This is a genomic window from Pseudomonas sp. RIT-562, assembly GCF_026241895.1.
In the GTDB taxonomy this organism is placed as follows: Bacteria; Pseudomonadota; Gammaproteobacteria; order Pseudomonadales; family Pseudomonadaceae; genus Aquipseudomonas; species Aquipseudomonas mandelii_F.
The window spans coordinates 1-13,740 of record NZ_JAPJIV010000001.1 but is presented as its reverse complement, the minus strand read 5'-3'; the positions used below and the strand labels follow the sequence as shown (position 1 = coordinate 13,740).

Here is a 13,740-nt window from a genome sequence, read left to right as displayed (position 1 = left end):
ATGTAGGAGTGAGCCTGCTCGCGATAGCGGTCTCAGATAAACCACGGAATTACCGTCCAACGGAATATTTCATGCTCCCGACCTCGCTTACTGTTGAAGCCGGCCTCCTCGCCGAACAGGACCTGCTCGCTCAGGTCTGCGCCGGCGATGCAGAATTCGGCCTGCTGTTCTGGCAACCCTGTGATCAAGCGCTGGTGATGCCGCGCCGTCTGAATCGCCTGCCTCAATTCGAATCCGCGTGTGAAGTCTCCGCCGCCGCCGGTTGGCCGGTCCTGTTGCGTGAAACCGGGGGCGAGCCTGTGCCGCAGTCCGCTGCCACGATCAACATTGCGCTGGTCTACGCGCCACCGCGCAGTGAAGGTGACCAGAATCGCATCGAAACCGCTTATCGCCGCCTCTGCGATCCAATCTGTCAGCTGCTGGATGAACTGGGCGGCTCGTCGTCCATCGGTGAAGTGGAAGGCGCATTCTGTGACGGTCGCTTCAACGTCAATCTGGATGGTCGTAAGATGGTCGGCACCGCTCAACGCTGGCGGCAAAGCAAGGGCGGCACGCGGCCGGTCGGCCTGGTGCATGGGGCGTTGCTGCTCGATGATGAGCGCGAATCCATGGTGGCTGCAGTCAATCGGTTTAACCAAGCCTGTGGCCTGGAGCAGCGAGTTCGCGCCGAAAGCCACATTGCATTGCATGAGAAATTCGCCGCACCACAGGCGTTGACACGGCTGGACCAACTCTACCGACAAATGCTGGCGCAGATGTTCGGCGGTTAACGGGTGCCGAAGATCACCATGGTCTTGCCTTTGACGTTGACGAGGTTGCGCTCCTCAAGGTCCTTGAGCACACGACCGACCATCTCCCGCGAACAGCCGACAATCCGCCCGATTTCCTGACGAGTCACCTTGATCTGCATTCCGTCGGGATGGGTCATGGCGTCGGGTTGCTTGCACAGTTCCAGCAGGCAGCGGGCGACGCGGCCAGTCACATCGAAGAAAGCCAGGTCGCCGACCTTGCGAGTGGTGTTGCGCAGACGCTGGGCGATCTGTCCGCTGAGCACATACAGAATGTCGGGATCCTGCTGGGACAACTCGCGGAATTTTACATAGCTGATCTCTGCGACTTCGCATTCAATCTTGGCGCGCACCCAGGCACTGCGTTGCTGTTCCTGGCCGGCCTGTTCGAACAGGCCCAGCTCGCCAAAGAAATCCCCTGAGTTCAAATAAGCGATGATCATCTCTCGCCCATCATCGTCTTCAATCAGGATCGTGACCGAACCCTTGATGATGAAAAACAGCGTATCGGAGCGGTCGCCCGCGCAGATGATGTTGCTCTTGGCCTGATAGCGACGGCGCTGGCAGTGCATGAGCAACTTGTCGAGGTTCTTGATCTTGGGGGTGGGGGCAATCGCAACCATGGTTGTATCCCGAAAAGACTGCACGGTAAGTTGGAGTTGTTTTTGCAGGAGCTGACGACAGTTCGGGCCGTGATCGGACGATCTTGTAGTTCGCTTCAGTCTGGCTGTGCGCCAGTGATTTGGCGCCAGCATACCAGACACTTTTCGCAATATTCGAGATTTTGCCTCACTGGGTGAAGCTTATGTCCTGCGCAGCTGAACGCTGTCAACCAAAGGCCCTGTGCTAAGCTGGCGACCCTTTTTTATGTAGTGGAGTCTGGGCGATGAAGGCACGCATCCAATGGGCTGGCGAAGCCATGTTCCTCGGCGAATCCGGCAGCGGTCATGTCGTAGTCATGGACGGTCCTCCCGATGCTGGCGGTCGCAACCTGGGAGTCCGGCCGATGGAAATGCTCCTGCTGGGTGTCGGCGGTTGCAGCAATTTCGATGTGGTCAGTATCCTCAAGAAGTCGCGGCAGGCTGTCGAAAGCTGCGAGGCCTTTCTTGAGGCCGAACGCGCAAGCGAAGATCCGAAGGTCTTCACCAAGATCCACATGCACTTCGTGGTCAAGGGCCGGGGGCTCAAAGAGGCTCAGGTCAAGCGTGCCATCGAGCTGTCGGCGGAGAAGTATTGCTCGGCTTCTATCATGCTCGGGGCAGCCGGCGTGGCGATCACTCATGACTACGAGATCATCGAACTCGGTTGAATCGACATTCAACTATCATAAAAGCAGTGCAGACTCTGGCGATCCCAAGCTGACGTCTGCATAATGCGCCACTTTTTTCAGGGTCGTGGACCGTCTACCGACAGGCCACTCGCCCGAACAGACAACCAAAATCGCCATCGCGAAGAGGTGTTAACCGTCCTACGCAGGTGCGTTGTTCGCATCTGACGGGCATGCTTGATCACGCGGCCCGGGCCGCAATACATAGAGAGTTTTTAACGGTGAAAAGCAAACTCAAGCTCCACGGGTTCAATAACCTGACAAAGACCTTGAGCTTCAACATCTATGACATCTGCTACGCGGAAACTCCGCAAGACCAGCAGGCTTACGTCGAGTACATCAATAAAGAGTACAACGCGAAGCGCCTGACGCAGATCCTCACGGAAGTTGTCGATATCATTGGTGCCAACATCCTGAACATCGCCAGTCAGGACTATGAACCCCAAGGTGCCAGCGTCACGATTCTGATCTCGGAAGAGCCGGTCACCCCGACCGACAGCCAGATCGAAGAGTCTCCGGGCCCGTTGCCTGAAATTATCCTGGCCCACCTCGACAAGAGCCACATCACGGTGCACACCTACCCGGAAATCCATCCGGATGATGGCATTGCAACGTTCCGTGTAGACATTGACGTGTCGACCTGTGGCGTCATTTCACCGCTTAAAGCGCTCAATTTCCTGATTCACCAGTTCGATTCGGACATCGTGACCGTGGATTACCGTGTGCGCGGTTTCACCCGTGACGTTGAGGGCAAGAAGCACTTCATCGACCACGAGATCAACTCGATCCAGAACTACCTCTCCGAAGACACCCGCGCCAGTTACCAGATGACCGACGTGAACGTGTATCAGGAAAACCTGTTCCACACCAAAATGCTGCTGAAGAACTTCGAACTGGACAACTACCTGTTCGGCGATGCCACCAACAGCCTGTCCTCTGAGCAACGCGCCCAGGTGACCGACCGTGTGAAACACGAAATGCTGGAAATCTTTTACGCGCGCAACATGCCGACCTAAGATTTTCGGGCACAAAAAAGGCGACTTCCTTGCGGTAGTCGCCTTTTTTTATTGCTGAAATACAGAACCTTGTGGGAGCGGGCTTGCTCGCGAAGAGGCCGTAGCTGACAAAGGCACTTATCAGATCCGATAAGTACTCTTGGTCATCACCTTGGCCATCAAGCTCATTCCGAACTTCACCGGCGCCGGAAAACGAAAACCACCTGCCTCCAGTGCACTTTCAGCATGATGTTCTTCATCGATGCGCATCTGCTCAAGAATCGCCCGGGATTTCTCATCCTCGGCCGGCAGTTGTTCCAGATGTTCATTCAAGTGCTTGCACACCTGGTCCTCGGTCGCCGCAACAAACCCTAGGCTGACTTTGTCACTGATCAAGCCGGCCACTGCACCAATCCCGAAAGACATGCCGTAGAACAGCGGATTGAGAATGCTGGTGTGGCTGCCCAGCTGTTTGATGCGTTGCTCGCACCAGACCAGATGATCGATCTCTTCTTCTGCAGCATGTTCCATTGCAGCGCGAACGTGCGGCAGCTTCGCAGTCAGTGCCTGGCCCTGATACAGCGCCTGGGCGCAGACTTCACCGGTATGGTTGATGCGCATCAGGCCCGCGACATGCCGGGTGTCCTCGTCGCTCATCTGCGTATCCGGTTGCACGATCGCTGGCGACGGGCGGTACGGCTGCCCACTGAAGGGCAGCAGGGTGCGCATCGCTGCATCGGCTTGCAGCAGAAGACGGTCAATGGGCGAGTAGTGACGTTGGGTAGTCATGCTGACCTCCGGGAAGAATCTCGGCGGCCAGTTTAACCGAATCGGCCGGGGAAGGTTTGCGTTGGGTCATGGGAGCATCGCGACTCTGTGGAGCATCGCGATCTGTGGGAGCAAGGCTTGCCCGCGATGGTGTCTTTGAAATCGCCATCGCGAGCAAGTCTTGCTCCTACACGCGGCAGTGAATCAGCCCGGGGGCCAGGTCATCTGCCGTTGACCCAATACATGCATATGAATGTGATAAACGGTCTGCCCGCCATCTTCATTGCAGTTCATAACTACACGAAAGCCTTTTTCGCAGCCCAGTTCCAATGCAAGACGCTGGGCAGTGAAAAGGATGTGGCCGGCCAGTGCCTTGTCGTCCTCGGTGAGGTCGTTCAAGGTGCGCACCGGCTTCTTCGGAATCACCAGGAAATGCACCGGTGCCTGTGGAGCGATGTCGTGGAACGCCAGAACCTGGTCGTCCTCGTAAATGATCTTGGCCGGGATTTCCCGGTTGATGATCTTGGTGAACAGAGTATCCACAGCTGTTTTCTCCGTTGTTTAGGCCTGGGCTGAGTGTACTCACGGAGCAGGCCCGGGCCCAGGGTTTACCTTGCAGGTTATCAGCGCGGGCAATACGCCTTGTTGACCATGCCTGCGATTGTCCGGTTCAGCCAGCGTGAACCCAGGCGAGGCAGGAACGCCCGCCAGCGGTTGCGTCGACCCGGGATGATGATGGCGCGGTTTTTATCCAGCGCGCGAACGGTATAGAGCGCGACTTCTTCGGGGCTCATGGTCAGCCTGGTGTTGTCCAGCTTGTCAGTGTTCAGCTGAGCCGTTCTGAAGAAGGCAGTGCGGGTCGGGCCGGGGCAGAGCACTGACACCTTGATCGCACATTTCTTCAGTTCCACGCGCAATCCCTCGGAAAAATTCAGTACATAGGCTTTGCTGGCGTAATAGGTGCTCATCCACGGGCCTGGGTGAAATGCCGCGACCGACGCGACGTTGAGGATCTGTCCTCCGCCCTGCAACGCCATGCTGTTGCCGATGGCATGACACAGGCGAGTCATGGCCAGGATGTTCACTTCGATCAGGTCCTGCTCGGTCATCCAGTCCTGGGCGAGGAACGGTCCGCAGGTGCCAATGCCGGCGCAGTTCACCAGCAGGTCGATCTGTCGATCACCTTCCTCAAGCTCCAGCAGGAAACCGGACAGCCGCAGTGGCTCGCCCAAGTCGCAGGCGCGGAACAGCACCTCCACGCCAAAACGCTGAGTCAGTTCAATCGCAATGCTTTCCAGCTGATCACGCTGTCGGGCCACCAGGAGCAGGCTGCGGCCGCGCCGGGCCAGCGCTTCAGCCATCGCCAGGCCGATGCCGCTGGAAGCGCCGGTGATCAGAGCGTAACGGGTCATGCAGTTCTCCATCGCAACAGCTCCGCACCCGCGACGCAGGTGTCACGGGCGGGGAGTGCTGTTCATTCTTTCGCTGAGTCTACAGGTGGCTGGGCTTCTTCGGCTGCATCGTCAGCTGAATTCGGCACCGGCTCTACTTCCACGGCGGTTTGATCTTCGATCTCTGAAGGGCTTGCGGAGTCACTTTCATAAGTGCTTTGAGTCGCGTTCTGGTACTCATCCTGAATTGCCGAGAGGCCGCCGGCCAAGCCGCCGATGAACACCAGAGCGATCAATACCACCCACAAGCAAGACAGCACCTTGACCGCATTGCTGTTGGGCGGAGGGGGCGCTCCATAACGATTGGCAACACTGTTGCCCGGCATGATCATCATGACAAAGGGGAAGAAGCTGCCAACGAAGGGCACCAGGTTCAACAACCATAACCAGCCCGACCAGCCGATATCGTGCAGGCGCTGGACGCTGAACTGAATGCTGACGAACGCGAGCGCGACGATCAGGATGAACGCCAGCAGACCGGCGAGAATCAGGCCGCCGCTCGAGTCCGAGTTGAAGAAGGCAAGGCCCATGAGTGCCAATACGCTGCCTATGCCCAGCGTGACGAGAGTCAGGACCATCGTCCAGGCAAGAAAACGCAAGCGGCCGATCCGACCTTCGAAGCTGAACGGCTTGAGTGAAGCAAAACCCGTCACCGTTTCGCCGACTGCGGAATGCGGAGGCGCGTAAGGCGATTGCGGCTCCTGGACAAAGGCAGGCGCTGCGACGGGTTCGTGAACATCAGACAGATTGAGCTCGATCGATGGCTCGCTTTCGATCCGTGCATCGATGCCGGTTTTTGCCAGGGCCTGCAGATAGGTCTGGGCATCGGAATGGGACAAGTCACGCTTGAGCGCAACGGGTCTGCCGCTAAACAACCTTTCGATTGCACTTACATCACTCTTGAACAGCTCGGCGAGGTTGAGCTTGGCGGTTGTGATGTCAACGCCTGGCAGCAGAGCGCCGTCGAACATGATCTTGAAACGGTTTTCGCTCATTGCGAGGCATCCTTGTCGCGATTGATCATTGGGGGCAGGTGGGGGGCTCAGCGTGGCCAACGACTTTGCAGGGTCGAGGCCTGTTCCAGCGCCTTGCGGTATTCGGCATCAAGTCGTGCCACCAGTTCATCCACGCTTGGCAGATCGTCGATTTCACCGACGCCCTGGCCTGCGGACCAAACCGTCTTCCACGCCTTGGCTTCATCGCTGACCGGCTTCAACTTCGAACCGAAGTTGACTTCGCCCTTGCCTTGCAACGCAGCGGTATCGAACCCGGCAGCTTCCAGGCTCTGGCGCATGAAACTTGCCGGCACACCTGATACGGCTGGAGTATGGACGATATCCGCGGCCCGGGAGTCCAGCAGCATTTGTTTGTAGGCTTCTGGTGCATGGCTCTCGGTAGTTCCGATAAACCGCGTACCGAAATAGGCCAGATCGGCCCCTAGCAGTTGTGCTGCGAGGATTTCGTGACCGTGGTTCAGGCAGCCGGCCAGCAGTAGCGTCTTGTCGAAGAACTGGCGGATCTCGGCAATCAGCGAGAACGGGCTCCAGGTCCCGGCATGGCCCCCGGCGCCGGCCGCGACCGCGATCAGGCCGTCCACTCCAGCCTCAGCAGCTTTTTCGGCGTGCCGACGAGTCGTCACATCGTGAAATACCAGACCGCCATAACTGTGAACCGCATCCACGACCTCCTTGACCGCGCCCAGGCTGGTAATCACGATCGGCACTTTATGCTCGACGCAAATCTGCAGATCCGCCTGCAGTCGCGGGTTGCTGTTGTGCACAATGAGGTTTACTGCGTAGGGCGCCGGGTTGTCCAGCAGCGCCAGGCCCGCTTCGATCTCTTGCAGCCACGCCTTGAAGCCGCTGCTTTCGCGCTGGTTCAGTGCCGGAAAACTGCCAACCACGCCATTTCTGCAGCAGGCCAGCACCAATTGCGGGTTGGAGATCAGGAACATCGGCGCCGCCACCACGGGCAGGCGCAGACGTTGTTCGAGCAAAGCGGGCAGCGACATTGGAAGTACCCCGGTGAGTGGTGTCTGTTGAGGTTAGAACGGTCGAACGACAACCAGAATTACGATAGCCAGCAATATCAGAACCGGCACTTCATTGAACCAGCGAAAGAAGACATGGCTGCGGGTGTTTTCGCCGCGGGCAAAACGTTTCACCTGAGCGCCGCACATGTGGTGGTAGCCAATCAGGAGCACTACCAGCGTGAGCTTGGCGTGAATCCACGCACCCTGCGAGAAGATGCTGGGGTTGAGGTAGATCAGCGCGATTCCGAAGACCAGCGTGGCAATCATCGCCGGGCCCATTATGCCGCGGTACAGCTTGCGCTCCATCAGGCTGAAACGTTCCTTGCTGACGGTGTCCTCGCTTTGCGCGTGATACACGAACAGGCGCGGCAGGTAGAACAGGCCGGCAAACCAGCAGACCATGCTGACGATATGAAGCGCTTTGAGCCACAGATAAAGCATTTTTAGTTATTCCCAGGTTCACGGTAGCCCGAATAGTAGAGGCTTGAGCGCCCGCACGTCACCTTGCCGGTTGTCGCAGGACGATACGGGCCCTATTATCGACGGCTTTCCAGTGGGTTCGTTGAGGGCAGGTTTATGGTCAAGGTCGGTATCGTCGGCGGCACGGGTTACACCGGTGTCGAACTGCTGCGTCTGTTGGCACAGCATCCGCAAGCTGAAGTGGCAGTGATCACTTCCCGATCCGAGGCCGGTCTGGCCGTGGCTGATATGTACCCCAACCTGCGTGGTCATTACGACGGTCTGGCGTTCAGCGTTCCGGACATCAAAACCCTGGGTGCTTGCGATGTGGTGTTTTTTGCCACGCCCCACGGTGTCGCGCACGCCTTGGCTGGCGAGCTGTTGGCCGCCGGCACCAAGGTCATCGACCTGTCCGCAGACTTCCGCCTGCAGGATGCTGATGAGTGGGCCAAATGGTACGGCCAGCCCCACGGCGCGCCACTGTTGCTCGAGGAGGCTGTCTACGGCCTGCCGGAAGTCAATCGTGAGCAGATCAAGCAAGCGCGCCTCATCGCGGTGCCGGGTTGCTATCCAACCGCGACCCAACTGGGTTTCCTGCCACTGCTCGAAGCCGGCCTGGCCGATACTTCTCGCCTGATCGCCGACTGCAAGTCCGGTGTCAGCGGGGCCGGTCGTGGGGCGGCAGTCGGTTCGCTGTACTCCGAGACGTCGGAAAGCATGAAGGCCTATGCCGTCAAAGGTCACCGTCACTTGCCGGAAATCCGCCAGGGCCTGCGTCGTGCTTCGGGCAAGGAAGTCGGCCTGACCTTCGTTCCGCACCTGACTCCGATGATCCGTGGCATTCACTCGACGCTGTACGCCACGGTTGTCGATCGCTCCGTCGATCTGCAGGCCCTGTTCGAAAAGCGTTATGCCAACGAGCCGTTCGTCGACGTAATGCCTGCGGGCAGCCACCCGGAAACCCGCAGCGTGCGCGGCGCGAATGTCTGCCGTATTGCGGTGCATCGTCCGCAGGATGGTGATCTGGTCGTGGTGCTGTCAGTCATCGACAACCTGGTGAAGGGCGCCTCGGGCCAGGCGGTGCAGAACCTCAATATCCTGTTCGGGCTTGACGAGCGCCTCGGGCTGTCCCACGCAGGCATGTTGCCGTAACGCTTCACCTTGATCAGCACAAAGGTCCGTTAAGCGGGCCTTTTTGCATTCTGGTCTGACAATTTGTCTGATTGATATACCGTAACAATAGTTGACCGATTTTCTAGGAGAAGCGGATAATGCGCGTCATCACGCATTATGGCGGCGTAACGCCGGGAGATAGTTAGCATGAGCGTCGAATCCTTCACCCCCACGGCTTTGCAATTTACCCACGGTGCTGCGCACAAGGTGAAGAGCCTGGTCGATGAAGAGGGGAATGATCGCTTGAAGCTGCGCGTATTTGTTACGGGCGGTGGTTGTTCAGGTTTTCAATACGGCTTCACCTTCGATGAAGAAGTGGCCGATGACGACACCATCGTCGAGCGCGAAGGGGTCAGCCTGGTTGTCGACCCTATGAGTTTCCAGTACCTGGCGGGTGCTGAGGTCGACTATCAGGAAGGGCTGGAAGGTTCGCGCTTCGTGATTAAGAACCCGAACGCCTCGACCACCTGTGGTTGCGGTTCTTCGTTCTCGATCTGAGCGATTTCCGGCTACATCAGGCGCCGCACACCCCATTGGGTTGTGCGGCGTTTTACTGTCCGGGATTCAGTGGCGGTCAGGCGGGATAGATGGCGCCAAGCACTCGCAAGCCGCGGGCGCCGGTGACGCTTGGGCGATTGGCCGGGATGCCTTCAAGGCAGCAGTGGGCTAGCCAGGCGAAGGCCATGGCCTCGACCCAATCGGGATCTACCCCATAGACGCCTGTGCTGCAGACTGTTGCGTCCGGCAACAAACTGGCCAGACGACTCATCAACGTACCGTTATGCGCACCACCGCCGCAGACCAGCAGCTCCCTGGTGTCCGACTGCGCTTTTTTCAGCGACTCGACGATAGTCAATGCGGTGAGCTCCAGCAGCGTTGCCTGCACGTCTTGCGCAGGGAATGCCGGCAGCCGGGAAAGGTGTTGTGTCAGCCATGGTAGGTTGAACACTTCGCGCCCGGTACTTTTCGGACCTTGGGTGACGAAGAATGGGTCGCTCAGCAAGGCCTTCAATAACGTCGGTTCAACCTTGCCACTGGCGGCCCATTGGCCGTCGCGATCGAAATTATCGCCACGTTGCTGGTGAATCCAGGCATCCAGCAATACATTGCCCGGCCCGCAATCGAAACCGGATACCGCTGTTTCGGGCTCGATCAGGCTGAGATTGCTGAAGCCGCCGACATTCAACACTGCGCGGTTGCCAGGCTGTTTTTCGAACAGCGCTTCATGAAAGGCCGGTACCAGCGGCGCGCCTTGTCCCCCTGCTGCTACGTCACGGCTACGGAAATCGCTGACCACGGTGATGTTGGTCAGCTCGGTGAGCAGGGCAGGGTTGCCAATCTGCACCGTGAAGCCGCGCGCCGGTTCGTGGCGAATGGTCTGGCCGTGGCTGCCGATCGCGCGGATCTCTTCAGGCTGCAGATTCTGTTCGACTAGGAGGGTATTGATTCCCTGTGCCGCCAGCTTCACCCAGTTTTGCTGAGCGATCGCCGAGCGAGCTATCTCGTCCGGGCCGCTGGCGCATAACGCCAGCAGCTCACTGCGCAAGGAGTCGGGCATGGGGATGTAGTGCGTGGCGATCAATTTGATCACCGGGTCCAGCTCCACCAGCGCGATATCCAGGCCATCCAGGCTGGTGCCGGACATCACGCCTATATAAAGCGCCATGGCTTAGCGCTTCGAAGCCAGCATGGTGGCTTTTTCCTGATCCATGCGGGCCATCAATGGCTGGCTCTGGGCCAGGAAGCGGGCGCGTTCTGCCTTGGAGATCGGGTCGGCCATTGCGACTTTCTGGCCGAGCGGATCGACGTGCACGCCATTGACCTGGAACTCGTAGTGCAAATGCGGGCCAGTGGAGAGGCCGGTGGTGCCGATATAGCCAATGACCTGGCCTTGTTTGACGGAGCCGCCAGTCTTCACGCCTTTGGCGAAGCCCTGCATGTGGCCATACAGCGTGCGGTAGGTGTTGCCGTGCTGGATGATCACCGTGTTGCCGTAGCCGCCGCGACGGCCAGCCAACAGGACCTTGCCGTCACCGGCGGCCTTGATCGGCGTACCGCGTGGGGCTGCATAGTCAACGCCCTTGTGCGCCCGGATCTTGTTCAGGATCGGGTGCTTGCGGCCCATGGAGAACTTGGAGCTGATGCGGGCGAAATCCACCGGAGTGCGGATAAATGCCTTGCGCATGCTGTTGCCATCAGCAGTGTAATAGCTGCTGTTGCCTTGTTTGTTGGTGTAGCGAACGGCGGTATAGGTCTTGCCGCGGTTGGTGAATCGTGCGGAGAGGATCGGGCCATTGCCCACAGCCTTGCCGTTGACCACTTTCTGTTCGTAGATCACGTCGAATTCGTCACCCTGACGAATATCCTGGGCAAAGTCGACGTCGTAGCCAAACACGCTGGCCATGTCCATGGTCAGGCTGTGAGACAAGCCCGCACGGGCGGCAGACTGCGACAGTGAGCTGTTGATCACGCCGTGGACATAGGCGGAGCGGACGCTGGGTTTGGCGGTAACACGGTTGAAAGCATAGCCCTTGTCATTCTTGGTCAGGGTGATGGTTTCGAGATCGCTGACCTTGCTGTGCAAGGTGGTTAGCTGGCCGTCCGGGGTCAACTCGAACTCGAGTTTCTGCCCGCGCTTGAGCTGGCTGAACTGCTTGGCTTGCTTGTCGCTAGCCAGTACATCGCGCACGGAAGTGGCTGGAAGGCCGACTTTCTCGAACAGGGTGGACAGTGTGTCACCCTTGGCGACTACCACTTCCCGATGGGTTGGCGCCTTCTTTTCTTCAACTACCGGCGCAGGCGCAGGCTCGACCTGGGCGGTTTCCTGGGGTTCTTCGGCGCTGTTGTCGATCTGCGCGAAAGGCGAGGCGGTTGTTTCATTTGTGGCTTGAACGGCTTCTGCGGCGTCTTGATCTTGTGTCAGTTGTTCAGCAGGGCTTTCCAGTTCAAGGCTCAGGGTTGTCTTTTTGGCTTCTACATCACTGGAAGGGAATACCAGAAGCGCCAGGCTCAGCAGGGCGGCGATACCGCTTGCAGCGAGCAGGTGGGTCTTCGGGTAAAGCGGTGGCGCTTTAGACGATTCTTTGGTCATAGGTAATTTTTGACTTTGAAAAAAGATGAATTGGAAAAGATGAATGACATGATGAAGATGAAATAACTGTATAAAATATAACCAAATCATCCCTGAAGCAAGTCCGCGGACACTCTGCCGGCGGATTGGCGTCATTGTGCCGGCCAAATTTTGTATTTGACCCGCGATCTTGTATGGTTGGTTCCCTTTGAATTCGAGCCTTGCGGGTCTGTTATGAAGTCGGTTGAAGAACAGCTAGCGCTGATCAAACGTGGTGCGGAAGAACTGTTGGTCGAGTCCGAGCTGATCGAAAAGCTCAAGCGTGGCCAGCCGCTGCGCATTAAGGCTGGCTTCGATCCGACGGCGCCGGATTTGCACCTTGGGCACACCGTGCTTATCAACAAGCTGCGCCAGTTCCAGGAACTGGGGCACCAAGTGATCTTCCTTATAGGTGACTTCACCGGGATGATCGGCGATCCGAGCGGCAAGAGCGCCACGCGTCCACCGCTGACCCGCGAGCAGGTTCTCGACAATGCCGAGACCTACAAGACCCAGGTGTTCAAGATCCTTGATCCGGCCAAAACTGAAGTGGCGTTCAACTCCACCTGGATGGATCAGATGGGGCCGGCAGATTTCATTCGCCTGACGTCGCAGTACACCGTGGCTCGGATGCTTGAGCGCGATGACTTCGACAAGCGCTATACCACCAACCAGCCAATTGCTATCCACGAGTTTCTCTATCCGCTGGTTCAGGGTTACGACTCGGTTGCGTTGCGCGCGGATGTGGAGCTGGGCGGGACCGACCAGAAGTTCAACCTGCTGATGGGGCGTGAATTGCAGCGTGGTTATGGGCAGGAGCCGCAGTGCATCCTGACCATGCCGTTGCTCGAAGGCCTGGATGGCGTGAAGAAAATGTCCAAGTCGTTGGGCAACTACGTCGGTATCCAGGAAGCGCCGGGCGTGATGTACAGCAAGCTGGTTTCGATTCCGGATGCGCTCATGTGGCGCTACTTTGAATTGCTCAGCTTTCGCTCGATGGATGAGATCAATGGCTTGCGTGCCGACGTCGAAGCGGGCGCAAATCCGCGTGACATCAAGATCAAGCTGGCCGAGGAGATCGTTGCGCGGTTCCATGGCGAAGAAGCGGCGGCCAATGCTCACCGTGCTGCGGGCAATCGCATGAAAGAAGGCGAGCTGCCGGACGATCTGCCGGAAATCGAATTGACCGCAGCTGAAGATATGCCGATCGCAGCCGTCCTTAATAAGGCGGGCCTGGTGAAGAACTCGGCCGTCGCGCGTGACCTGCTCAATTCCGGTGGTGTGCGTATAGATGGTGAAGTGGTTGATCGCACCTTTATATACGTACTGGGCGCCACCCATGTTTGCCAGGCTGGCAAGAAGGCATTTGCGCGTATTACGCTTAAATCCGAGTAATGCTGAAATAAGGGCTTGACGGCGAATTGTAACAGTCTATAATTCGCCCCACTTCCGGCGCAGTCGAAACGGAAAACTCCTTGGTAAACAATGAGTTACGCAGTTTTGACGGTCGGCTGCTTCAGGTCATCGAGGCGCAAAAGAAGTTGAAAAAGAGGTGTTGACAGCAGCGTGTAACGCTGTAGAATTCGCCTCCCGCTGACGAGAGATCGAAAGCGCAAGTGGTTGAAGTTACTAAGGAAG

At 57.9% G+C, this 13,740-nt stretch carries 15 protein-coding genes; 6 read left to right on the top strand and 9 right to left on the bottom strand.

Annotation, left to right across the window (positions count from 1 at the left end):
- Positions 1-71 precede the first annotated feature (71 nt).
- The gene (locus ORL50_RS00075) at positions 72-770 is read left to right on the top strand and encodes a lipoate--protein ligase family protein (RefSeq protein ID WP_266008940.1); all 699 of its coding nucleotides are present in this window, start codon (positions 72-74) and stop codon (positions 768-770) included.
- Here the strand turns inward: ORL50_RS00075 and crp are convergent.
- Positions 767-1,411, bottom strand: a complete 645-nt coding sequence (crp, locus tag ORL50_RS00070; protein WP_266008938.1) for a cAMP-activated global transcriptional regulator CRP — start codon at positions 1,409-1,411, stop codon at positions 767-769. The two genes, ORL50_RS00075 and crp, sit on opposite strands and share 4 nt — an antisense overlap.
- 263 nt (positions 1,412-1,674) lie before the next feature.
- Between crp and ORL50_RS00065 the strand changes: the two genes are divergently transcribed.
- Together ORL50_RS00065 and speD are read left to right on the top strand one after the other, a co-directional pair.
- Complete coding sequence (locus ORL50_RS00065) at positions 1,675-2,097, top strand: OsmC family protein (protein WP_092277352.1); 423 nt, start codon at positions 1,675-1,677, stop codon at positions 2,095-2,097.
- A 239-nt stretch (positions 2,098-2,336) separates the two neighbouring features.
- Positions 2,337-3,131, top strand: coding sequence for an adenosylmethionine decarboxylase (gene speD / locus ORL50_RS00060; protein WP_122841271.1), 795 nt, complete (start codon positions 2,337-2,339; stop codon positions 3,129-3,131).
- Positions 3,132-3,251: 120 nt separating this feature from the next.
- Here the strand turns inward: speD and coq7 are convergent, their stop codons facing one another.
- From coq7 to hemJ, 6 genes are all read right to left on the bottom strand, one after another.
- Positions 3,252-3,899, bottom strand: a complete 648-nt coding sequence (gene coq7 / locus ORL50_RS00055) for a 2-polyprenyl-3-methyl-6-methoxy-1,4-benzoquinone monooxygenase (protein ID WP_266008931.1) — start codon at positions 3,897-3,899, stop codon at positions 3,252-3,254.
- 183 nt (positions 3,900-4,082) lie between these two features.
- A complete protein-coding gene (locus ORL50_RS00050; RefSeq protein ID WP_266008929.1) occupies positions 4,083-4,421 on the bottom strand; it encodes a histidine triad nucleotide-binding protein in 339 nt (112 codons plus the stop codon).
- A gap of 80 nt (positions 4,422-4,501) precedes the next feature.
- Positions 4,502-5,290, bottom strand: coding sequence for an SDR family NAD(P)-dependent oxidoreductase (locus tag ORL50_RS00045; protein WP_266008927.1), 789 nt, complete (start codon positions 5,288-5,290; stop codon positions 4,502-4,504).
- A 62-nt stretch (positions 5,291-5,352) separates the two neighbouring features.
- Positions 5,353-6,324, bottom strand: a complete 972-nt coding sequence (locus ORL50_RS00040) for a DUF805 domain-containing protein (protein WP_266009681.1) — start codon at positions 6,322-6,324, stop codon at positions 5,353-5,355.
- 47 nt (positions 6,325-6,371) lie between these two features.
- A complete protein-coding gene (locus ORL50_RS00035; protein WP_266008924.1) occupies positions 6,372-7,340 on the bottom strand; it encodes an NAD(P)H-dependent flavin oxidoreductase in 969 nt (322 codons plus the stop codon).
- Positions 7,341-7,373: 33 nt separating this feature from the next.
- Entirely contained in the window at positions 7,374-7,802 is a 429-nt protein-coding gene (gene hemJ, locus ORL50_RS00030) for a protoporphyrinogen oxidase HemJ (protein WP_266008921.1), read from the bottom strand.
- A gap of 135 nt (positions 7,803-7,937) precedes the next feature.
- Here hemJ and argC point away from each other — a divergent pair, with 135 nt between their 5' ends.
- The gene (gene argC, locus ORL50_RS00025; RefSeq protein ID WP_266008919.1) at positions 7,938-8,972 is read left to right on the top strand and encodes an N-acetyl-gamma-glutamyl-phosphate reductase; all 1,035 of its coding nucleotides are present in this window, start codon (positions 7,938-7,940) and stop codon (positions 8,970-8,972) included.
- A 168-nt stretch (positions 8,973-9,140) separates the two neighbouring features.
- Positions 9,141-9,491 carry an iron-sulfur cluster insertion protein ErpA gene (gene erpA, locus ORL50_RS00020; protein WP_007947969.1) on the top strand — a complete coding sequence of 117 codons (351 nt, stop codon included), beginning with the start codon at positions 9,141-9,143 and terminating at the stop codon, positions 9,489-9,491.
- A 76-nt stretch (positions 9,492-9,567) separates the two neighbouring features.
- Here erpA and ORL50_RS00015 read toward each other — a convergent pair whose 3' ends face one another.
- Together ORL50_RS00015 and ORL50_RS00010 are read right to left on the bottom strand one after the other, a co-directional pair.
- The gene (locus ORL50_RS00015) at positions 9,568-10,659 is read right to left on the bottom strand and encodes an anhydro-N-acetylmuramic acid kinase (protein ID WP_266008911.1); all 1,092 of its coding nucleotides are present in this window, start codon (positions 10,657-10,659) and stop codon (positions 9,568-9,570) included.
- 3 nt (positions 10,660-10,662) lie between these two features.
- Positions 10,663-12,084 (bottom strand): peptidoglycan DD-metalloendopeptidase family protein, encoded by a 1,422-nt coding sequence (locus tag ORL50_RS00010; RefSeq protein ID WP_266008908.1) that lies wholly within the window; start codon positions 12,082-12,084, stop codon positions 10,663-10,665.
- Between the two features lie 213 nt (positions 12,085-12,297).
- Between ORL50_RS00010 and tyrS the strand changes: the two genes are divergently transcribed.
- On the top strand, positions 12,298-13,497 hold the full coding sequence (tyrS, locus tag ORL50_RS00005; RefSeq protein WP_266008906.1) for a tyrosine--tRNA ligase: 1,200 nt from the start codon (positions 12,298-12,300) through the stop codon (positions 13,495-13,497).
- Positions 13,498-13,740: the final 243 nt, after the last annotated feature.

Excerpts from the sequence above, each read along its gene's own strand:
- ORL50_RS00075 (WP_266008940.1), top strand. The coding sequence starts at position 72 with ATGCTCCCGACCTCGCTTACTGTTGAAGCCGGCCTCCTCGCCGAACAG.
- crp (WP_266008938.1), bottom strand. The coding sequence starts at position 1,411 with ATGGTTGCGATTGCCCCCACCCCCAAGATCAAGAACCTCGACAAGTTG.
- ORL50_RS00065 (WP_092277352.1), top strand. The coding sequence starts at position 1,675 with ATGAAGGCACGCATCCAATGGGCTGGCGAAGCCATGTTCCTCGGCGAA.
- coq7 (WP_266008931.1), bottom strand. The coding sequence starts at position 3,899 with ATGACTACCCAACGTCACTACTCGCCCATTGACCGTCTTCTGCTGCAA.
- ORL50_RS00045 (WP_266008927.1), bottom strand. The coding sequence starts at position 5,290 with ATGACCCGTTACGCTCTGATCACCGGCGCTTCCAGCGGCATCGGCCTG.
- ORL50_RS00040 (WP_266009681.1), bottom strand. The coding sequence starts at position 6,324 with ATGAGCGAAAACCGTTTCAAGATCATGTTCGACGGCGCTCTGCTGCCA.
- ORL50_RS00035 (WP_266008924.1), bottom strand. The coding sequence starts at position 7,340 with ATGTCGCTGCCCGCTTTGCTCGAACAACGTCTGCGCCTGCCCGTGGTG.
- hemJ (WP_266008921.1), bottom strand. The coding sequence starts at position 7,802 with ATGCTTTATCTGTGGCTCAAAGCGCTTCATATCGTCAGCATGGTCTGC.
- argC (WP_266008919.1), top strand. The coding sequence starts at position 7,938 with ATGGTCAAGGTCGGTATCGTCGGCGGCACGGGTTACACCGGTGTCGAA.
- erpA (WP_007947969.1), top strand. The coding sequence starts at position 9,141 with ATGAGCGTCGAATCCTTCACCCCCACGGCTTTGCAATTTACCCACGGT.
- ORL50_RS00015 (WP_266008911.1), bottom strand. The coding sequence starts at position 10,659 with ATGGCGCTTTATATAGGCGTGATGTCCGGCACCAGCCTGGATGGCCTG.
- ORL50_RS00010 (WP_266008908.1), bottom strand. The coding sequence starts at position 12,084 with ATGACCAAAGAATCGTCTAAAGCGCCACCGCTTTACCCGAAGACCCAC.
- tyrS (WP_266008906.1), top strand. The coding sequence starts at position 12,298 with ATGAAGTCGGTTGAAGAACAGCTAGCGCTGATCAAACGTGGTGCGGAA.